The sequence below is a fragment of the Bifidobacterium erythrocebi genome, assembly GCF_012932675.1.
GTDB classification, from domain to species: Bacteria; Actinomycetota; Actinomycetes; order Actinomycetales; family Bifidobacteriaceae; genus Bifidobacterium; species Bifidobacterium erythrocebi.
The window spans coordinates 215634-237110 of sequence record NZ_JAAIIF010000006.1 but is presented as its reverse complement, the minus strand read 5'-3'; the positions used below and the strand labels follow the sequence as shown (position 1 = coordinate 237110).

General features: G+C 62.2%; 17 protein-coding genes and 1 other RNA gene. 1 reads left to right on the top strand and 17 read right to left on the bottom strand.

What is annotated here, in order from left to right:
• Position 1: 1 nt before the first annotated feature.
• From carA to efp, 3 genes are all read right to left on the bottom strand, one after another.
• Positions 2 to 1198 carry a glutamine-hydrolyzing carbamoyl-phosphate synthase small subunit gene (gene carA, locus G1C98_RS02790; protein ID WP_417852289.1) on the bottom strand — a complete coding sequence of 399 codons (1197 nt, stop codon included), beginning with the start codon at positions 1196 to 1198 and terminating at the stop codon, positions 2 to 4.
• A 215-nt stretch (positions 1199 to 1413) separates the two neighbouring features.
• Positions 1414 to 1827 (bottom strand): transcription antitermination factor NusB, encoded by a 414-nt coding sequence (nusB, locus tag G1C98_RS02785; protein WP_169078987.1) that lies wholly within the window; start codon positions 1825 to 1827, stop codon positions 1414 to 1416.
• A 31-nt stretch (positions 1828 to 1858) separates the two neighbouring features.
• A complete protein-coding gene (gene efp, locus G1C98_RS02780) occupies positions 1859 to 2416 on the bottom strand; it encodes an elongation factor P (protein WP_169078985.1) in 558 nt (185 codons plus the stop codon).
• A 634-nt stretch (positions 2417 to 3050) separates the two neighbouring features.
• Between efp and G1C98_RS02775 the strand changes: the two genes are divergently transcribed.
• On the top strand, positions 3051 to 4646 hold the full coding sequence (locus G1C98_RS02775; protein ID WP_169079200.1) for an aryl-sulfate sulfotransferase: 1596 nt from the start codon (positions 3051 to 3053) through the stop codon (positions 4644 to 4646).
• A gap of 306 nt (positions 4647 to 4952) precedes the next feature.
• On the opposite strand, the gene G1C98_RS02770 is transcribed toward G1C98_RS02775, so the two are convergent.
• The 14 genes from G1C98_RS02770 to mraZ all read right to left on the bottom strand — a co-directional run bounded on the left by G1C98_RS02770 (position 4953) and on the right by mraZ (position 21335).
• A complete protein-coding gene (locus G1C98_RS02770; RefSeq protein WP_169078983.1) occupies positions 4953 to 6095 on the bottom strand; it encodes a DUF4352 domain-containing protein in 1143 nt (380 codons plus the stop codon).
• 281 nt (positions 6096 to 6376) lie between these two features.
• Positions 6377 to 6773: a transfer-messenger RNA gene (gene ssrA, locus G1C98_RS02765) on the bottom strand.
• Positions 6774 to 6889: 116 nt separating this feature from the next.
• Entirely contained in the window at positions 6890 to 8242 is a 1353-nt protein-coding gene (locus G1C98_RS02760; RefSeq protein ID WP_205831846.1) for a cell division protein FtsQ/DivIB, read from the bottom strand.
• Positions 8242 to 9759, bottom strand: coding sequence for a UDP-N-acetylmuramate--L-alanine ligase (gene murC, locus G1C98_RS02755; RefSeq protein WP_417852288.1), 1518 nt, complete (start codon positions 9757 to 9759; stop codon positions 8242 to 8244). The genes G1C98_RS02760 and murC overlap by 1 nt, the downstream gene beginning before the upstream one ends.
• Positions 9760 to 9851: 92 nt before the next feature.
• A complete protein-coding gene (locus G1C98_RS02750) occupies positions 9852 to 11024 on the bottom strand; it encodes a UDP-N-acetylglucosamine--N-acetylmuramyl-(pentapeptide) pyrophosphoryl-undecaprenol N-acetylglucosamine transferase (RefSeq protein WP_169078981.1) in 1173 nt (390 codons plus the stop codon).
• 23 nt (positions 11025 to 11047) lie between these two features.
• A complete protein-coding gene (locus G1C98_RS02745; protein WP_417852287.1) occupies positions 11048 to 12400 on the bottom strand; it encodes an FtsW/RodA/SpoVE family cell cycle protein in 1353 nt (450 codons plus the stop codon).
• A complete protein-coding gene (gene murD, locus G1C98_RS02740; protein ID WP_169078979.1) occupies positions 12342 to 13796 on the bottom strand; it encodes a UDP-N-acetylmuramoyl-L-alanine--D-glutamate ligase in 1455 nt (484 codons plus the stop codon). Before murD ends, G1C98_RS02745 begins: the two co-directional genes overlap by 59 nt.
• A 75-nt stretch (positions 13797 to 13871) precedes the next feature.
• A complete protein-coding gene (gene mraY / locus G1C98_RS02735; protein WP_169078977.1) occupies positions 13872 to 14978 on the bottom strand; it encodes a phospho-N-acetylmuramoyl-pentapeptide-transferase in 1107 nt (368 codons plus the stop codon).
• Between the two features lie 46 nt (positions 14979 to 15024).
• Entirely contained in the window at positions 15025 to 16491 is a 1467-nt protein-coding gene (locus G1C98_RS02730) for a UDP-N-acetylmuramoyl-tripeptide--D-alanyl-D-alanine ligase (RefSeq protein WP_169079192.1), read from the bottom strand.
• 99 nt (positions 16492 to 16590) lie between these two features.
• Complete coding sequence (locus tag G1C98_RS02725) at positions 16591 to 17481, bottom strand: UDP-N-acetylmuramyl peptide synthase (RefSeq protein ID WP_169078975.1); 891 nt, start codon at positions 17479 to 17481, stop codon at positions 16591 to 16593.
• Between the two features lie 30 nt (positions 17482 to 17511).
• Positions 17512 to 19326, bottom strand: coding sequence for a peptidoglycan D,D-transpeptidase FtsI family protein (locus G1C98_RS02720; protein ID WP_169078973.1), 1815 nt, complete (start codon positions 19324 to 19326; stop codon positions 17512 to 17514).
• Complete coding sequence (gene ftsL, locus G1C98_RS02715; RefSeq protein ID WP_169078971.1) at positions 19326 to 19781, bottom strand: cell division protein FtsL; 456 nt, start codon at positions 19779 to 19781, stop codon at positions 19326 to 19328. Before ftsL ends, G1C98_RS02720 begins: the two co-directional genes overlap by 1 nt.
• Before the next feature lies 1 nt (position 19782).
• On the bottom strand, positions 19783 to 20844 hold the full coding sequence (gene rsmH / locus G1C98_RS02710; protein ID WP_169078969.1) for a 16S rRNA (cytosine(1402)-N(4))-methyltransferase RsmH: 1062 nt from the start codon (positions 20842 to 20844) through the stop codon (positions 19783 to 19785).
• A complete protein-coding gene (gene mraZ, locus G1C98_RS02705; RefSeq protein WP_169079190.1) occupies positions 20844 to 21335 on the bottom strand; it encodes a division/cell wall cluster transcriptional repressor MraZ in 492 nt (163 codons plus the stop codon). Before mraZ ends, rsmH begins: the two co-directional genes overlap by 1 nt.
• Positions 21336 to 21477: the final 142 nt, after the last annotated feature.

Below are 21477 nucleotides of genomic sequence, written 5' to 3'. Positions count from 1 at the left end.
GTCACTTACCTTCCTTGGAATTCTTCATCAGTTCAACGAAACGATCAAACAGGTATGCCGCGTCGTGCGGGCCGGCGGCGGCCTCCGGGTGGTACTGCACGGAGAACGCGGGGATATCCACACACTGCAGGCCTTCCACCACATTGTCGTTCAGATCGATATGCGAGACGAACACCTTGCCGTACTTGCCGTTCTCGAACGGGGCGTCCACGGTCTCGCCGATCGGGGCGTCGACCGCGAAGCCGTGGTTGTGGGCGGTGATCTCGATCTTGCCGGTGGTCATGTCCTTCACCGGCTGGTTGATGCCGCGGTGGCCGAACTTCAGCTTGTAGGTGCCGAAACCGAGTGCACGGCCCAGCAGCTGGTTGCCGAAGCAGATGCCGAAGAACGGGTAGCCGGCGTCAAGCACCTTGCGCAGCAGCTCGACTTCGGGGCCTGCCTGCTCCGGGTCGCCCGGGCCGTTGGAGAAGAACACGCCGTCGGGGTTGAGCTCCTGCAGCTGTTCGAACGTGATGCTGGAGGGCACGACGTGCACGCGGCAGCCACGCTCGGCCATGCGGTGCGGGGTCATGGCCTTGATGCCCAGATCGACGGCGGCCACGGTGTACAGCGGCTCCTTGCCCTCGAATTCGTCGCACGGCTCGATGGTGTACGCCTCCTTGGTGCTGACCTCCTCATACAGGCTCAGCCCCTGCATCTGCGCGGTGGCCTTCACATCCGCCAGAAACTCGTCCAGTTCCTTGACCTTGCCCTTGGCATCCAGCAGCGCCTCACCGGAGAACACACCGGCGCGCATCACACCGGCGGAACGCAGGTGACGCACCAGCTTACGGGTGTCGATGCCGCTGATGCCCACGATGCCCTGCTTCGTCAGATCATCGTCGAGGCTGCCTTCGGCACGCCAGTTGCTCACGTTCGGGCTGGGATCGCGGACCACATAGCCGGCGACCCAGATACGGGCGGATTCGGGATCCTCGCTGTTCACACCGGTATCGCCGATATGCGGGAAGGTCTGCACCACAATCTGACGGTCGTAGCTCGGATCGGTAAGAGTCTCCTGATAGCCGGTCATGGCAGTGGCGAACACGATCTCGCCGGTCGTCCTACCTTCGGCCCCGTAAGGCTCACCTACATATACCTGGCCATCTTCCAGAACGAGAATGGCCTCATTCTGGTCACAGATTGGTTTGTCGCTCACCGCGCAACCCCCTTATTCTCATTCGGGTTATTCAAGCCAAGAGTAACGTTCATCACGAATTCACACGCCGACCGGGCGTATTACCTGACTACTTCGATTCTCTCACGCTTGTATCGTTCTATGCCCTGTGCGCCCACGGAACGAAACCCGATACACGATTTGTCACATCTCAAAAGAACGCCCCCCGTGCAATAACGGGAGGCGTTCAACAAATATCAATCCAACGGCTTCTCACGAGCCGTGCATACAGCGGACAGCAGTCCATGAATGAAAGCGGGCGATTCGTCATCGCATAGCGACTTCGCCAGGCCAAGGGCCTCATCGATGGCTACCTTGTCGGGTACCTCATCGTTGTACATGATCTCCCATGCGGCGATGCGAAGAATATTGCGATCGACGACACCCATACGACTGATCTTCCAACCAGTGGAGTGCTCGTCAAGCGTCGCGTCGATATCATGGCGATGCTCGGCGACGCCACGGACGATTTCGATGGCGTATTCCGGCAGCGGCGTCTGTGCGCCGGGAACCGCAATGCGCTCCTCCAGAAGGGACAGGATGTCCTGCCCCTTCTCATCCGCTTCATACAACGTATTCAGAGCCCTCTTACGGGCAGTGGAACGTGCCATACAGCCGTCAGTCCTTTACCTTGGTCGTAACTCAGTTTTCGCGTCCGAGGTAGGAGCCGTCGGTGGTGTTGACCTTAACGCGCTCACCCTCGTTGATGAACAGCGGAACCTGGATCTCGGCACCGGTCTCGACGGTGGCGGGCTTGGTGCCGGCGTTGGAGCGGTTGCCCTGCAGGCCCGGCTCGGTGTGGGTGACGGTCAGGATGACGGAAGCCGGCAGTTCGACGGACAGCGGGGTGCCGTCGTGGAAGGACACGATGCAGTCGGTGCCTTCAAGCAGGAACTTGCTGTCGACCAGGTTCTTCGGGACCATGATCTGATCGTAGGTGGTCATGTCCATGAACACGTAGTTGTCGCCGTCCTCGTAGGAGTACTGGAGCGTACGGTTATCCACGGTCTCGAACTCCATCTTCATGCCGGCGTTGAAGGTCTTGTCGACGATCTTGCCGCTCAGCACGTTCTTGATGGTGGTGCGCACGAAAGCGGGGCCCTTGCCCGGCTTGACGTGCTGGAACTTCAGGACGGTCCACAGCTGGCCGTCAAGGTTCAGAACGGAACCGTTCTTGATGTCATTGGTAGTCTGTGCCACGTTTACTCACCTATACTGTTGATCCTCAAGGGCAAACCCTAAAAATTGCCTTGGCTATTATGCCACCACCCCTAGAACACCTTTGTTACGCCTCGTTATGCGATTCGCCGACCTCGTTCGGCCCGCCGTGTTACCCCCCCTCTTCCCCACCTATCGTCGGCAGACTGAGGAACGTCCAAACCACCGACGGTGAGAGAGCCGCCAGCGTCAACAGTTTGGGAAAGAGACACCATCCTCCCAAACTGTCGACGGTGACTCCCCTCCCACCGTCAACAGCTTGAGGAATGCCCAAACTATCGATGGTGAGAGGACCATCAGCGTCGGCAGTTTGGGAACCGATGGGAACAGGAAGCAAAGCGGCACCCTTTTCAGAGAACAATCAGCACATACCATCGACACGCACAGCAAGACCACACACAATCCGTGGACTGATGTATGACGCTATTAGCGAACAATCCGTCAATCCATTGACGAACCTGCTACCACTTGGACCAATGCGAAGGCGACCATTATGAGACCACTGCGACCGCATTCACGCGCAAACGCAACAGCGAATGCAACAGGCACCCCATTCACGCGCAAACGCATCATCACCATCGCCGCCGCAGCCACGGCAGTGGCGATCATCATCGCCATGTTCCCCCTTGGCGGCACCGCCAAGATCAGCGAAGCCATCGAACGCAATCGGATCGAACGCCTAAACGCCACAATCACCAACATCTACACCACCGCATACCAGCAGGACGCCGACGCCACGCTCATCACGAACCGAGACAAGGCCACCGCCACACTGGACGATCCGTTCACCGCAGTCAACCCCTACGGCACCAACACCACATCGATGTACGTGTACTTCACCACAAGCGAGGCCACCAACGTCACCTACACCGTGCACGCCGAAGGCTACCCGGATTTCACCGCGACCGCCAACCAGGGCAAGGATTACGCCACCACCCACGAATTCACCGTGCTCGGCCTTATTCCGAAGAAGACCAACACCATCACACTGAAACTCGCCAACGCCAGCGGAACCACCGTGGCGACCAAGCAGATCACCTGCAAAGGCCCGAAGCTCCTCGGCGACGAGGAGACGCAGCTCGAACAGCAAAGAAAGCCAACCTCGGCGGCAACGCAAAGCGTAGGCAACGGATTGTACGCGATCCTCGGCAACGATTCCGACGACCAGGTCTTCATGTACTACTACGACGTCAACGGCGTGATCCGCGGCGAAATCCCGGTGAAATACTACCGTTCGCACCGTCTGCTGTTCGACAGGAACGGCCTGATGTGGTTCTCCGCGTCCACGCACACCATGGTCGGCATGAACAGGCTCGGCAAGCTGGAGAAGATCCTCGACCTTGACAGTCAGTTCATTCTCCACCATGATTACGCGCTCGATTCCGACGGCAATCTGGTACTGCTCGCCACCGATCTGACGCGTTCCGACCACGCGGTGCAGGATCAGGTGGTCAAGCTCGACACCACCACCGGCAAAACCACGCTGCTGCTCGATTTGGGCACGATGTTCCCCGACTACAAGTCCTCGACCACGCATTCGGGCATCGACGAATCCGACATGAGCGCCAAGAACCGCTGGGATTGGATCCACTGCAACACCATCCAGCTGCTGGACGACGGTTCGGCGATTCTTTCGGCACGCGAGACGTCCACGATCATCAAGGTGGCGGACATCGAAGGCACGCCGAAGCTGCAATACATGATCGGCGAGACGAGCGTGTGGGACGGCACGCAGTACCAGGCCTCCTTCCTTGCCAAGAACGGCGATTTCGCAGATACCGGAGGCCAGCATTCCGTAACGTACAGCACGGATGATTCGCTGGAAAGCGGCAGCTACTATCTCACGCTGTTCGACAACAGCTTCGGGTATGCGATGACGCGCCCGGATTACGACTGGACGGCGATCAAGGGGCTGAGCACCTCGCAAAGCGCCACCGATGCGGACTCGCGATCCCGGCTGCGCAAGTACCTGGTGAATGAGCACGACGGCACCTACACCGAGGTGAACTCCTTCGAGGTGCCCTACTCCCCCTATGTCAGTTCCGTGCAGGAAATCGACGATGGGCTGAACCTGGTGGATTCGGGCATGCAGGGCCTGTTCGGCGTCTATGATTCGGACGGCACCCTGCAGGCGCAGTATGCGATGAAGCTCGCCACCTCGTACATCTACCGCGTGTACCTGTACGACTTCCAGGGCTTCTACTTCGCATAGCGTGCGAGCCAGCCCGATATGTCGCAAAACCGCATGAATCCCGTTGCCAGCTTGCATGTTGCGACAAACAGCGCCCTATTTGTCGCGACCTGACATGAGCCGCGGCACTTGCAGGAAAAACGCGACAAAGCAGCCGCTCTTTTGTCGCAAAGCAGTAGAGATCCCGCCGCACACCGGCAAATTGCGACGGCCCGGCACCGAACATATGCGATAGCGGAATACCGGGAACGGTACGCCGGAAATACACGAAAGCCGCCTTTGAGGGGCGGCTTTCACGCTATATGGAGGTTATGGACCGGTCCGTCGTCACGACTGCGGGGTGAAGGTGATGCGCATCTTCTCGCCGGCCAGTGGAATCTCGATGGTAACCGGCTGGGACGGGTCGTTAAGCCTGAACTTCGTGGTGATGATCGCCTTATGGCCAGGTTCGATGGTCTTGCCCGCGGTATCGATGCCTTCCAGATCAACCGCCTTGCCGTTCTGCGACAGCGTGGCGACAAAGTTCGCGGTCTGACCGGAGGTGCCGTTGTTGGTCACTTCGGTGGTGAGCGTCGCGGAGGTGCCGGTCGCTTCGAAGTTCGTTATCTCCAGGTGCAGGTTGTAGTCGCCGAGCTCATAGTCGCCGTCAAGGTTGGAATCGGCGGACACGGTGTAGCCCTTGCCTCTCGAACCGCTGCTTTTCGAATCGCCGCTCTGGGAATTGCCGCCCCTCGCCCCCGGCAGATTGAGCTCGTACATCTTCTTGCCATCGACGGTGCCCGCGTACTTGCCCAAGAGGTCCTTACCGGAGGTTCCGGCCGACGAATCATCGCCGGTCGATTCGGATTCGGACTTTGCTGTGGAGTCCTTTGTTTCGGAATCCTTTGCCTTGGAATCCGAATCCTTCTTGCTCTTCGCGCTATCGCCCACGGATGTGGGAGCGGATACGCTGGCAAGACGGTATGGCTTGACAACATGCACGTTCGCCGCGATGCCCAGTATCAGCGCGACGATGCTGATGGCAAGGGTGGCGTACTGCATGATCTTCGAGGTATCGGCCTGCGGCTTGTCTTTTGGCGGCCTACCATTCACGGGAAGCTGCTGATTGGCGAACGGGCTATTCTGCGAGGACTGCACAGGTTGCACGGGTTGCATCGGCTGCGTAGGCGCGTACGGCTGACCGCCCGCATAACCGCCGTTTGCCGAAGCGCCGCCATGGGGAAGCTGGGTCGCATAGCCGTTCATCGGGGCATATCCGCCGGGCTGGGTGCCATCCGCCGGCGCATACCCGTTGAATTGGGCGTTGCCTTCCACCGGCGCATACCCCATAGGCTGGGTGTTGCCGTCCACGGAAACGTACCCGCCGGGCTGGGTGCCGCCATCGGCAGCGGCATTGCCGTAATCGTTCGGCTGATTGCCGTTGGGATTGTTCTCCATCGGCGGCATCGGATTTGCGTTGTCTTCGGCCATATCTTCTCCCTCGTTGTGACCGTTGATACGTTGTGAGCATGCTTCGCGTACTGACCGATAATGCGCTGTCATGCGCGTACCCCTTGGAAACCCGAACCACAAACGGGAACCTAGACGTCAAAACGACGAAACACCTTGCTGAAGGTACCATATCCGGTGTTCGCAATCGATTGCATTCCCAGATGCTGGACATGCCGCACGATTCGCATGAGACAGCCGTTCACCTGGACTCCCCAAACCTGCAAATACAAGAAAAGCCGCCATTTCTGGCGGCTTTCTGTTTGTGGAGCTGCGGGGAATTGAACCCCGGTCCGATGACCGTACCCTCAGTCTTCTACGTGCGTAGTCTGCTGGCCAAGATGGCGATTTTTCTGCCCCCAACGATGTCGCAGACAACTGTTGGCGAGCATATCTACAGTACAAGTCCCCTACCGGCCCTGTGGCTCAACTGGTAGGGCAAGTCTTCTAAACGACGCTCAGCATCCTCCCAAAGACGAGGAGGAGTGAACGGAGCAGCTGCTCACTGGTTAATCCTGGCGCGAAGCTCAGGCAGCGAGAGCGAACTCAGTGCGGTTAGATTTAGCACTTATTCTTTTGCAGGGGGCATCGCGAGCGGACCCTGCGTTCTCGGCACGCTTCCCTGCGACGAACAGGTCACCGTCGAAACCGATCAGCCCCAATCTTGAATTATCAAGCCCCGGTTTTGAACCGGACTTTTCAGAATACACCTCATCGCCGATCCGTGCAATACGCCGTGAGCGTAGCGGCGTGGCCGAAGCGACGCCGCTACTGGCTCAGCGCAGCACCGGATGGTACGGCGACGACACATCCACCTGCTTCTTGTCGCCGATGACGTTCGGATTGGAGAGGATCTTGTCGACATCGGCCTTCTTCAGTTCGATATCCGACGAATCGCCCCACACCACGGAATGTTCGCCATCGTTGAGCTCGGTGGTCACCGAATCCTGGGTCTTCGCGCTCACCTTGGTGATCTGCTTGCGCATCGACTCCGGCAGGGAGTCCAGGATCTTCACCGCTTCTTTGACGGAACGGTTCTTCACGCTGGATTCGATGTCGCCGACCTCGATGACCGGGATGCCGACGCTATCGCTTTGCGAGATGACGTTCAACACACGGTACTGCGAATCGACGGCTGCGACCGTGCCGCTCGGCGTCTTCAGCATCGCCGCAGGGCGTTGCGTCGTCAGCGAAATGGTAAGACCGTGCGGGAACGCCCTGGAGACCCTGGCATCCGAGACACCCGGAATGTCCCTGGCCTGCGAGGCGATCTTCGAGGTATCCACCAGCAGCAACGAACGATCCACCTGCTCCACGGCCAGACTGCGCACCTCCGATTCGGAGACCCAACCGTTGAGCCCTTCCACACTGATCTGCGCCGAGTTCAACTGCAGCACCGGAGAGAAGAACAGCAGCCAGCCAAGCCCGATCACCGCAAGAACGCTCACCACCGCAATGATGATGCGCCCTATGATGATACGCGCGTTCACCCGTTTGCGTTCCTTGGCGCGGGCGGTGAAATCCACGACCTTCGGGCGAGCGGCCATGCCGAACGTGCCGGAGCTTTCCCGCAACGTCTTGGCAACCAGATCCTCGCTGGCAAGCTGCCGAGCATCGACGAAGGAGCCCGGCTCGCTTCTGCTGATGCGACCGCCCGCAGCGCCGCCATGCGATTCCACCGTGCGCCTGGCGCCACCGGCATTGCCTGAAACGCTGCGACGCTGGCCGGGGACGGCCACGGCACCCGCAGACCGCGCATTTCTCGCGTTACCCGCGCCTGTCGAGGACTTGTACGGGGTCCGTCTTCTTGGCCCGTTCGTACCGCCGGAAACGTTCCGACCGGTTGCTGAGCCGCGCTGCGCGCCTTGCGACGCGACGTTCCTTGCGGCACCCGCTTTTACAGCCTTGCCATTGGCCTTCGTGCTGGTCTTCGCATTCGGACGCTGCTTCGAGCCGACTGCACCCGCCCTGCGCAACTGGGTGCGGGTGCTCGGCTTAATGGGATGCCTGGCCTCCTGCTTGCCGCCGGCGGTTTGCTCCGGCGTCGAGGCGTTCCGCTCCTTGCCGGTGAGGGTGCGTGGCTTGCGTCCCTGATGATCGGGGCCCGAGCGAACCACCCTTCCCGACATCACTCACATCCTTCGCGGTGCGCTTCCAGCGCATGCAGCATCACCGGACCCATATCGGTGATGTCGCCGGCACCCACCGTGAAGATCACGTCGCCATGATGCGCACGCATCACCATCATCTGGGCCGCCACACGCATGTCTTCCTGCGCGTTGAATTCGGCACCCTGCATGCCCTTGGCCTCGCGCACGATGGTCAGGGGCCCCACACCGGGGAAATCCTCCTGCTTCTCGCGTGCGGGGAACACACCGGTGACGATGACATCGTCGGCCTTGCCGAGCGCTTCGGCGAATTCATGCGCGAAGAACTTCGTACGGGAGAACAGGTGCGGCTGGAACAGCACATGGATCGTGCGGTCCGGGTAACGGCGACGGGCGGCATCCAGCAGCGCTGCGATCTCGGTGGGATGATGCGCATAGTCGTCGACCACCGTGACCTGCTTGACGGTGCCACGCACCTGGAAACGACGTGCGGCGCCAAGGAACCCGGTGATGGCCTTGGCCGCTTCGCCGGAGTCGACGCCCAGCAGCATGGCCGCGGTCAGCGCGGCAGCGGCGTTACGCGCATTGTGCACGCCCGGTACGGACAGCTCCACCGGCACCTCGCAGGGCTCCTCCCCCGCAACGCCGGCGGGCATGCGCAGCGTGAACCGTTCCACGCCGCTGCCTGCGCTTTCATGCTCCGACACGATGTGCACATACGCGGCACCGTTGAGATCAAGGCCGTTCGGGTCGGTGGTTCCATAGGCGATGGCCTTGGCCGCCGTTTCGGCAGGCAGGGCGTTGAGCACGGCGAGCGCGTCGGCGTCATCCGCGCAGATCACCACGTGACCGGTCGCATGCCCCGCATGGCGCACGAACGCGGCACGATAGTGGGCCTCGTCGCCGTAATGGTCGAGATGATCGGCTTCGCAGTTGGTGATGATGGCGATCTCCGGGTGGTATTTGTCGAAGCTGCCGTCCGATTCGTCGGCCTCGGCCACCAGCGCATCGCCCGCGCCGACATGTCCGCCGTCGAGCGTCGTGCCGTCGGCCGCCTGGATGGAACCGCCGATGGCATAGCTCGGGTCCTTGCCCGTCTGCACGAGGATGTGCGACAGCATCGAGCTGGTCGTGGTCTTGCCGTGCGCACCGGCGACGGTGACGGCGCGGCGGCCGTTCATCAGCAGGGCGAGGATGTCGCTGCGGTGCACGATGCGGGCGCCCTTCTGCGCGGCGGCGACGATCTCCGGGTTATCGGGCTTGATGGCGCTGGAATACACGACGGTGTCCGCTTCGGCCACGTTTTCGGCGCGCTGGCCGAATTGCACGGTGATGCCCAGGGATTCCAAACGATCGGTTTTGGCGCTGCGTTCACGATCCGAACCGTCGACCTCGACGCCTCGCTGATGGAGCATTTCGGCGAGGACGCTCATGCCGGCGCCTCCGATGCCGATGAAATAGGTATGCCCCAGCACTTCGATGCGCTCATCGGCGCCGAATGCCGCAGTGGCGGGGGTAAGGGTGATGGTTGCAGTCACGACAACGCTCCTTGTTGGATTGATTCAGCTGTGTTCATTATGAGCCATGGACGATCGTCTCGAAACGAAGAGTCCATGGCTGTACGCTAGGTTCACGCGGTATGGTGTTCCGCCAGGTCGAGAATGCGGCGGGCCATGGTTTCCGCGGCGTCACGGATGCCGTATTCCCATGCCTTGCTTCCCATCGCCTGCAATGCCTCGGTATCGCTCAGCAGTGCGGGGATGTGCCCGCGCACCCAGGCGGGGGTCAGTTCGGCATCGCTGACCATCACGCCGCCGCCGGCATCCACTACGGGCTGCGCGTTGAATCGCTGCTCGCCGTTGCCGATGGGAAGCGGCACGTATACGGCGGGCAGTCCCAGTGCGGTGAGTTCCGCGACGGTTCCCGCACCGGATCGGCAGATGATCAGATCGGCGCAGGCGAATGCCAGGTCGATGCGTTCCAGATATTCGGCGATATGGTAGTCGCCCTGGCCCGCGTATTGCGGGCCAAGACCGGTAGCGTGCCCCTCGCCGGCATTCACTTCGACCAGCTTGCGCACTTCGTCGGCCTTGCCCCGGCCGGTCAGATGCACGACCTGTGCGACGGGCAGTACATCCTTGGATGCCGCCGCGACCGCACGGTTCAGGCTTACCGCACCCAGAGAGCCGCCGGTCACCAGCACGAGCGGTCGGTTCGGGTCGATGCCGAGTTCCTTGGCCGCGTCCGCGCGCGCCTGGGCTCGATCCGTTTCCAGTTCGGAAGCCAGGTGTGCGATGACGGGGCGCAACGGCAGGCCGACGCGTTCGATCGTTCCCTTGCTGCCGACCTTCAGGCCAGTCCCCTCGTATACGGTGCCGACGAAATCGGCGTACCGGGCACCGAGCTTATTGGCCATGCCCGCACGCGCGTTCTGCTCGTGGATCGCCACGGGAATGCCCATCTTGTGCGCCACGGAATATGCGGGGGCCGACGCGTAGCCGCCGAAACCGACGACCACATCGGCTTCGCGCCGTTCCAGGATCTCGCGGGTCCTGGCACATTCCCTACTCCATTTTGCGGGGAACTGGAACGCCGCCTTGTTCAGACGCCTGGGGAACGGCACCTTTTCCACGGTGTCGAGTTCGTAGCCTGCGGCGGGAACGAGGTCCTTCTCCAAGCCGACCTCGGTTCCAAGCGCACTCACCTTGGCCTCAGGATCAAGCCTGACAATGGCGTCGGCTACAGCAAGCAGCGGGTTGACATGACCGGCGGTGCCACCGCCTGCAAGAACAATCTTCTTCATAATCTCCGAGCATAGTCCGTAAGCTAAACGCGTTGCGACGCGGCTTTGATCTCCGGCTGCTGACGCATCATGCTGGTCGCCACGCCGGATATCATCAGGCACATGATCATGGACGATCCGCCTGCCGAGACGAACGGCATCGGCACGCCGAACACCGGGAACAGACCGACCACGACGGCGATGTTCACCATGCCCTGTCCCACCAGCCATGTGGCGACGCACATCAGCACCACCGAGCTGTAATCCTGCCTGATCTGTATCGCGCTGAACACCAGGCACCAGCCGAGCACCACGAAGACGAGGATCACCATGGCGGCACCGATGAAGCCGGTCTCCTCGCCGATGATGGCGAAGATGAAATCGTTATGCGCGGCGGGCAGATAATTCCATTTCTCGCGTGAATTGCCCAAGCCGACGCCGAACAGCCCACCGGAGGCGATGGCGTAGCGGGCGTGCGTGGACTGATAGCAGATGCTTTGCGCATCCGCGGCCGAGCATGTCGAGTAGGCGGCGAGGATACGGTCGAGACGGTTCCGGCTCGTCAACACCAGAGCCGCAACGCCTGCAACCAGCACACAGGCTATGCCTCCCATCAGCTTGAAAGGCATGCCGGAGACGACGAACGCCACAACGCCTATGGCGACGACGATCAGGGCCGTACCAAGATCCTTGCCGGCGAGGATCAGCCCCAGCAGGGCAAAATATACGCCGCCGGCAACGAAGTAGGCACGGATTCCCTTTTCCTCGTACTTTTTCTTCGCCACGGACAACGCGGATGGCATCCATATGCATAGCGCGAACTTCACGAATTCCGCGGGCTGCAAAGTAATCGGACCAAGCTGGATCCAGCCGTTGTTGCCGTACTGGCCCACACCAAGCGACGTAAGCGTCAGCCCTTGCAAAAGCCCGGAAGCCAGCACCGCCAGAATGCCGAACCGGCGATACCAGTTCACAGGCACGAAGGAGCAGCCCACGCCGAGGATAAGTCCGGCCACGCAGAACGCCAGCTGGCTCATGGACGACAGGAACGGCGATTTGCCTGCCGAGGCCGCGGTGACGGCCGAGCTGGAGAACACCATGATCACGCCGAACACGCTTAGCCCGACCACCGCCATACGGAACCCGTGGTAGCACCACAACGGATTGAACAGGCTGTTAACGCCGAAGGAGCGTCGATCCGCCCCTTGGGCACCGCCCTTATCGGACCGTTCCTTGCCGACCCGATCTTGCTCGGCCAATGCCGACGACGTTGTACGCCGCGTCACCTTGCCTGTCGACGACGCCTTGCGCGACTGCTTCGGCTTTGACTTCGATGACTCAGCACGCGTCACGACCCACCACCCACTGCTGTGCAGCCTGGGCGAATTTGTCGCCACGATCCGCGTACGACTTGAACTGGTCGAAGGATGCGCAGGCGGGTGCCATCAGCACCACATCGCCCGGCTGCGCCATTCGCCCGGCCTCCTGCACGGCCCGCTGCATCACCTGGTCCTTCGGCGTCGCCGGATCGATGATCGCCAGCGGGATGTGCGGGGCCTGCGAGGCGAACGCCTCAAGCATGGGGGCCTGGTCGGTGCCGATGATGACCGCACCGCGCAATGCCTTGGACTGGGACGCCACCAGATTCTCGAAACGGCTTCCCTTGGCAAGGCCGCCGGCGATCCACACCACGCTGCCCGGAGCGAAGCTGGAGATGGACGCCTTCACGGCGTGCGCGTTGGTCGCCTTGGAATCGTCCACGAAACGAATGGTCTTGCCCTGCGCGTCCGGTTTCGTCGCGGCGACCGTGGCGATGCGATGGCCTCCCGGGGTGAAGGCCTTCAGCGCCTCCAGAGCCTTGCCGGTATCCACGCCGAGTCCCAGCGCCAAGGCCAGCGCGGTCAGTGCGTCCGCGAGCAGATGCGGGTAGATGGTGCCGTCTGGTTCGCTCAGGTGGGTGAATTCGCCGATGGGTGCGAGACGGTTCGCGACGCCGGGCTCGCCCGAGGCGACGCCGCTCATGTCGACGATCCAGCCGTCGACCACACCGATCTGCCCGTCCTTGGGCTCGCCGAGTGTGAAGCCGATCCTGCGGCAGCCTTCCGCCGTTTCGGCCTCGGCAGCCTTGGCGCTGACCACGGCATCGTCGGCGTTGTAGACCAGGGCACGCTTGACACGATGGAAGACCTTGGCCTTGTCCGCCGCATAGTTCTCTCGACCACCATGCCAGTCAAGATGGTCGTCGGCGATATTGGTGATCGCCGCGCAATCCAGTTCCATCGAATCGGTGAAGTGCATCTGGAAGGAGCTGAGCTCCACGCACAGCACGTCATGCTTCGGGTTGGTGGCACATCGCGACAGGCTCATGGCCATATTGCCGGAGGCGATGTTGCCGGCGGTCGGCGCGTCCAGACCGCAGGCCGTGAGCATGGCCGAGGTCATTTCCGTGGTGGAGGTCTTGCCGTTGGTGCCGGTGATGCCGATCCACGGTGCCGGCTTGCCGGTACGTTCGGTGTCCACGCGCAGCTGCCAGGCGAATTCGACCTCGCTCATCACGGGGATGCCGCGCTTGGTCGCTTCAAGGATGAACGGGGTGCGCGGGTTGAACACCGGGGAGGCCATCACATAATCGACCTTGCTCCAGTCCACCTCGTCGAAGGAGTGCAGGTCGGCGGTCGGCTTGCGCTCGTCCACGCCGATCACCCGGGCACCGCGCTCGGCAAGCACTTCGGCCAGCGAGGTGCCGGAAACCCCGAGACCCGCGATCAGCACTGTTGCATTGGTGAAATCCATTATTGCTCCTTCAAAAACCTCTATACGGTTCGTTTCTGGTCGCTACCGACCACCACTGGTCTGGCTCTGCCGGGCCTAGCTGAACAGCAGGCCGGACCGTGCGGCCCAGTCGCCGTAGAACACCACCAGCGCGATCAGCACGAACATCAGCTCGATCATCCAGAAACGCACGACGACCTTCGACTCCTGCCAGCCAAGCAGCTCGAAGTGGTGGTGGATCGGCGCCATCTTGAACACGCGCTTGTGCGTCATCTTGAAGTAGCCGACCTGGATCACGTCGCTCATCGCTTCGATGACGAACAGGCCGCCGAGAATGACGGCAAGGACCTCGGTGTGCGTGGCGATGGACAGGGCCGCGAACAGACCGCCCAGCGCCAGGGAACCGGTGTCGCCCATGAAGATCGACGCAGGGTTCGTGTTGTACCACAGGAATCCGAAGCAGGCCACCGCGGCGCACACCGCGATGATGGTCAGATCAAGCGGATCGGACACCGCATAGGAGAATCCGCCATGGTCGCCACCCTTCAGATGGTAGCTTTCCCAGAAGGCGATAACGGCGAAGCCCACGAAGGCGATCATCGAGGAACCGGCCGCAAGACCGTCCAGGCCGTCGGTCAGGTTCACGGCGTTGCTCCATGCGGCCATAAGGAAGTTCACCCAGATGACGAACAGGACGATGGCGACCACCTTCCCCGCGAATTCGAAGCTGAGGAACGGCGTCTCCACGAAGCTGATGCCTGCCTGCGCGCTGGCGAAGCCGGACTTGGTGGGGATCATCAGAGCCAGCACCGCGTAGATGGTGGCGAGAATGAACTGACCGATGAACTTGCCGCGGACGGTCAGCCCTTCGCTCTGCTTCTTGCGTACTTTGGCGAAATCGTCGATGAATCCGAGCATGCCCATGGACAGCATGGCGAACAGCACCAGCAATGCCGAGGGGGACGGCACGTCACCGCTACGGCAATAGCGGTAGAGCGCGCTGGCAAGCCAGCCGAGCAGGATGGCCAGGTTGATGACGACACCGCCAAGCGTGGGCGTGCCACGCTTGACCAGGTGGGACTGCGGGCCGTCCTGGCGAATGTACTGGCCGTAGTGCAGGCGATGCACCAGCTTGATAAGCAATGGGGTGCCCACAATCGTGACGATGAACGACACCAGAATTCCAATGATGAGCGCGATCACGTAAACGTCTCTTTTCCCTCGGTAGTTCCTATTCCGTTATTTTCCGTTATTGCACGTCTGCCGACCAGCGTTCGGCAAGCGCACTCAGACCGGATGCGTGCGAACCTTTCAGCAGCACCACCGTACCGGCATGCTCGCGGGCGATGCGTGTGATCGCCTCGTCCGCCTGCGCGGCGCTATGAGCCCATTCCACGGCCACGGCATCGCCGGCATCCTTCGTACCCTGCGCCAGTTCCCCGGCCAGCATGTCAAGCGTCTGATCGGTCTCGCTGCCGACGGCCACCACCTCGTCGATGCCATGCTCGGCGGCATAGGCACCGATCGCGCGGTGCAGCTGCTTCTCGTCACCGCCGAGCTCAAGCATGGCGCCCAGCACGGCCACACGGTACTGCACACCGTCGGACCAGCGAGCCAGGCCATCCAGACCGGCGTGCATCGAATCGGGGTTCGCATTGAACGAATCGTCGATCAGCGTGAAGCGCGCCCCGTCCCGTTCCACGGTGGAGACCGCCATGCGGTGGGGGCTGATATGGCGCTGTTCGCCAAGCACGCGGGCGATATCCGCCAGCGGCATGCCGAGCCTGTGGGCAACCGTCGCGGCAGCCAGCGCGTTCATCACATTGTGGGCACCGGGAATGGCCAGCGCGACCTGGACCTGTTCGCCGTCATCGGCGACCATGGTGAAGCTTGCCCTGTCGAAACCGTCGGTGACGATGTCCCGAGCATGCAGCGCATCGCGGCCGGCATTGGCCTCGTCGATGCCGAAACGCAGCACCTCGCCGGGTGCCACCGCAGACATGGCTTCAACGTGCTCGTCATCGGTATTCAGCATGGTGATGCCGTTCGGCAGCAGTCCACGCACGATCTCGGTCTTGGCCTGCGCGATACGCTCGACGGAGCCGAACTCGCCCAGATGCGCCACGCCCACCTTGAGCACCACCGCCATGTCGGGGGGAGCGATGGTGGTCAGATGCGCGATCTCGCCGACATGGTTCGCTCCCATCTCGGCCACGAAATAGCGCGTGTGCTCGCCGACCGTCAATGCGGTGAGCGGCAGTCCGATCTCGTTGTTGAACGAGCCGACCGGAGCCACGGTCGGTCCCATGGTGGACAGCAGCGCCTTAGTCAGATCCTTCGTGGTGGTCTTGCCCACCGAGCCGGTGATGCCGATGATGGTGAACGGCTCGCCGCTGGCACGGCGGAGCTTCAGATTGGCCTTGGCCAGATCGCCCAGCGCCTCGACGGTGTCGCCGACCACAATCTGCGTTATGCCGGCATCGGGAACCTCGTGGTCCACGATCGCCGCCACCGCGCCCTTGGCACCGACGGATGCCACGTAATCGTGGCCGTCCACGCGTTCGCCCTTGATCGCCACGAACACGCTGCCCTGTTCGACCTGCCGCGAATCGCTCACGGCATGCAGCGCCACAGCGCCTTCGGGCACGCCGTCGGAGCCCGCCACCACTCGTCCGGCAACGGCCTCGGCCACCTGGGTGATGGTCATCGGCATCATCTTGCTTGTCACTTCGGATTCCTCGTCTTTCCGTGTTGCTCGTCTATGTTCCGTCTGTCTGTTGTTCCGTCTGCGTGGCGCGTGATGCGCACGCGCGGCTTACCGCAGTTCCTTCGCCATGCGCAGGGCGCTGCGGATGTTCGTGCGATGGACGCCTGCCGCCAGTACCATGGCGATGGCCAGCGACAATCGCTGCTCGTCCTCCTGACTGAGCGCCCCGGCGGCCTGCCTTGCCAGCGCGTCCGATTCCAAGGTGCGCACCGTCACCTTGATGGGGTTCTCGGTCCTGAAGCCGTACTCGTCCTGCAAACGCTCGATGAACGCCTGATCCGCATTCGGCGGCACCGGCTGCATGGAGCCGAGCACGTCCACGTTCACGGCCTGCATGCCGTGCGCCGAGATGGTGAGGTCGTCCAGGGAGACCGCGACAGCCGCCACGCCGTCCTCGCTGCATACCGCCAGGGAACGCTGCACGTCAAGCATGTTCAGCGGGTAGGTGAGGTTCAGATCGCGCTCCAGCGAATAGGAGCCGGCCACGCTCAGCATGCCCACGGGATTGCCGAGCATATGCAGGAAACGGGTGAGCTGCGAGACCACGGCGGCGTTCTGACGCGCCGTGCTGCCGCATACCGCGAACACCGCCAGCGAGGCGGAGGGGTTGCCCGCCATGCGCGAGGTAAGCAGTCCCAGCTGCTGCGATGTGGGATTGGCGAACAGCAGCGGCAGGTCCGCGTCCGCAAGCAACGTTGCGCGCGTGGATGGGGGAACCAGTGCCGCGTATGCGCCGCGGGCGCGGGCACGATGCAGCTTGTCCACGTCGGCGTCATCGCCCAGGATCACCAATGCCCCGGGCGTCACCGATTCCACATCGCTTGCCAGCGAAGTGATGGTGACACCGGACGCGAATGCCGGAACCAAGTCCCAGCCGTAATGCTCGACCAATTGCCCGAGCGTGGTCCGTTGCATGATGGACTCGTTAATCGCACTCATATTCTGGCCTTCCGATCGTCATCATGCACATCACCATTCCACCGGAATAGCATCGGTGCGTGCCGGTGAATTCGGCACATCGTACTTCTGCATAAGGAATTCACCTATCTTCGCAAACAGCTTACCCGAGGTGGTGCCGCCGTACGAGCCGTCCGGATCCTGCATCACCACGGTGATGACGAATCGCGGGTTCTCGGCGGGAATAATGCCGGCGAAATCAGCGATGATCGAGCTGAGCGTACCGTCGTCGCCCACCACTTCCGCGGTGCCGGATTTGACGGCCACGCGGTACCCGTTCACGCCGGCCACGTCCTTGTATTCCTCAAGGGCCGATTCCATGGCGTTCCTGATCTGGTTCGCGATCTTCTCGTCCAGCACCCTGGTGGCGGACCGGTTGAGCATGTCGACGGGCTTGCCGTTCTTGTCGGTGATGGATTTGATCAGCGACTGCTGCCGGTTCACGCCCTTGTTCGCGATGACCGACACGACGCGGCTCAGTTGAAGCGCGTTCACCGTATACCCCTGACCGAACAGCACGGTGTTCTTGGTACGGCCGTCCCAGGAGCTCGGATTGCCCAGCACGCCGCGCGATTCGCCGGGCAGGTCCAGACCCGTGGACTGCCCGATGCCGAATTTGGTGAGCATGTCGTAGCGCTGCTGGCTGGTCAGCTTCTCCGCGGCCATGACCATGCCGGAGTTCGAGGAGTTCTGCAGAATGCCTGCCAATGTCCAGTGCTCGTCCGGATGGTAGACGGCATCATGGAACTTCTGTCCTTCGGAAGTGTATTCGTAGGGCACGGTGAAATGGTCGTCGATCTTATGCACGCCGTTCTGCAGGATCGCCGCCAGTGCGGGGACCTTGCCGATCGAGCCGGGTTCGAAGGTCTGGGAGACGGCGCGGGAGGCGTTGGCCTTGGCCTCGTTGGAACCTGCCTGGATATTGTCGCTATCCTCCAGCGCGAGGATCTCGCCGGTAAGGGCGTCCTCGACCACCGCGATGCCCCACTTGGCGTGGCTGGACGCGACGCCCTCGGTCAGCACCTTCTTGACGTACCAGTCCACGTCGGAGTCGATGGTGAGCGTCACGTCGCTGCCGTCCTGCGCGGCCTTGGTCTTGCTTACGGTGCCGGGAATCACCTCTCCCCCGTTGCCGCGCTGATACACGGTATAGCCGTCGGTACCGCTGAGTTGCTTGTTCAGGCTCAGCTCAAGCCCCGATGCCCCGCTGCCGTCGTCCTTCACACCGCCGAGCAGCGCGCCGATCAGCGTGTTCTCCGCATACACGCGCTGGCTGCTCAGCTCGCCATATACGATGCCGCCCAGGTTGAGCTTGTCGATGGCGCGCTTCACCCGCGGGGTGACGTCCTTCTTCAGGATCACGTACTGGTTGGTGCCGTTCAGATCGGCACCCAGTTCCATCGCGTCCATATGCAGCAGCGGCGCAAGCAGACGCGCCACGGCCGCCGCACCGCTGACGCCGACGGGTTTGCCGTCGATGGAATGGCAGTATCCCAGCGCCTTGGCCTGTTTGGTGCCGCAGTCGACCGGCGTGAACGAGGTGGCCGCGTCGGGCACGCCGATGATGTTGTAGCGTTCCACGCTCTGGGCGAGCACGGTGCCGTTGGAGGCGAGGATACGGCCGCGCTTGGCGCTGATGGTCACCTTGGACGTACGCGAGCTCACGGCGGCCGCGGCGGTCGCCTGGCCGTCGAGCAGCTGCACCTGGATCAGCCTGATGAAACATGCGCAGGCCACAACAGCCAGCAACGCGCCGATCGCGATGCAACGGGTTAGGAAACCGTCCTTGACGAGGGAACGACACACGCCACGCAGACGTTGCCACATTACTGCTGTCCGCCCTTCTTGTAGCCGTTCAGGTCGATCGACACCGATCCCTGCTGCGGGACCATGCCCATATCGGTCGCCTTCTGCGGCAGTGAGGCCTGCAACTGGCTCAGCTTGGCCTGATCGTCCTGCACATCCTGCGTCAGGCGGCTGATGGAGACCTCCAGCTCGGAGGATTCAAAGGAATTCTGCACCATCTGCGTGCGCAGCATCAGCGCGGCGACCAGCGTGGCGGCAAGAAACGCCACCGCCACCACCACATGCATGGCCGGCGCCCTGCGGCTGCTGACCCATGCGATCAGGCGCTCGAACCTGGATGCACGGCCGGCACCCGCCTCCGCGCTTTTCCCTCCCGCCACCACGCGAAGCTCGGGGCGAGACGCCGGCCTGATGTCGGGCGAGGCCTTCCGCGCGGACGGGTTGGATGAGGAACGAATCGTACGTGCTGTGGCCATCTCAGATGCCTTCTCCTTGGGCATGACGAGCATGCATCGCCTTGCGCGGTGCAACGACCCGTTCCGTGAATTGACGACGAATATCCTGAGGCAGCGGCCTGGTCAGTTCGACCGCACGCAACCGCACGGAAGCCGAACGCGGGTTGCCGGCGATCTCCTGCTCATCGGCCTTGATCGCGCCCCTCGTCAGCTCCTTGAAGAACGGCATGGCTTCGGGCGGCACGATCGGCATATTCGCCGGCACGCGCGCCGTAAGCCCCTGCGCCATGAAGGATTTGACGGTCTTGTCCTCCAGGGAGTGATAGGACTCCACCACAATGCGCCCGCCCTTGTTGAGCTTGAGCGCAATCTGCGGCAATGTGCGGGCGAGCTTGTCAAGCTCCCCGTTCACCTCGATGCGCAGGGCCTGGAACACACGCTTGGCGGGGTTGCCCGCGGGGCGGTGGGCCTTCGGAATCACCTCGTCGACCAACCTGTTCAGTTCGGCGGACGTGGTCAACGGCCCCTCCTGAGTACGCTGGGCCACGATGCGACGCGCGATGGGGCGTGCAAAACGTTCCTCGCCATACACCTTGAAGATGCGGGCCAGGTCACGCTCGTCGTATTCGGCCAGTACCTGCTCGGCGGTCAGCGGTTGGCTGACGTCCATGCGCATGTCGAGCGGGGCGTCATGCGAATAGGAGAATCCACGTTCCGTCTCGTCGATCTGCAGGCTCGACAATCCCAGATCCATGAACGCCGCATCGATATGATGGATGCCGTTGTCATCCAAGGCGCGGGTGAACTCGTCGAACGGCGCATGCACCGGGATGAACCGGTCGGCAAGGCCTTCGCTCTTCATGCGTTCCGTTGCGAGCGCCAACGCCTCGGCGTCGCGGTCGATGCCGATCAGACGCGCCTGCGGCGCGGCCTTGAGGAACGCGGTGGCATGCCCGGCAAGACCCAGCGTGCAGTCCACGATGGTCGGCGACTGCCTGCGCGGCAGCCCGCCGGTGACCAGACGCACGCAATCCTCAAGCAGCACAGGCTGGTGAATAGTGGAAACGTCACGGTTGCTCGTCATCACAATCCCACCTCCGGCAGCACATCATCGGCAATATCCGCATAATCCTGTTCCGTATCGGCCAAGTACTCTTCCCAAGCCTTTCGATTCCAGATCTCGGCGCGCGTGCCCACGCCGATCACCACGATGTCGCTGCCAAGGTCGGCATAGTCGCGCAGCATCTGTGGCACCAGCACACGCCCCTGCTTGTCCGGGCTCTGCTCGCTGGCTCCGGACAGGAACACACGCAGGTATTCGCGTGCCGCCTTGTTGACCATCGAGGTGCGCTGGATCTGCATGGCGATGCGGCGGAATTCCGACCCCGGAAGCAGATATACACAATGCTCCTGCCCACGGGCCATGACCAGTCCGCCGCCGAACTGCGGGCGCATCTTCGCCGGCAGCGCCATACGTCCCTTGGCATCGATTTTCGGAGTGTACGTACCCAGCAGCAGGGGCGGCAGCCCCGCCATCATCTCGTCGGGCATGGAGGAAACCGCGGCATCATCCATTGACTTTTCAGCCACTGCTCCCACCTCCCTGACAACGAAATTGGATAGCCTTACTCACACACTGCGCCCCACTTTACCCCACCTCTCCCCATTTCTCCCCATAGCGGCGCTCTTTTCAGCCATTTCGACGCATAAAAGACAC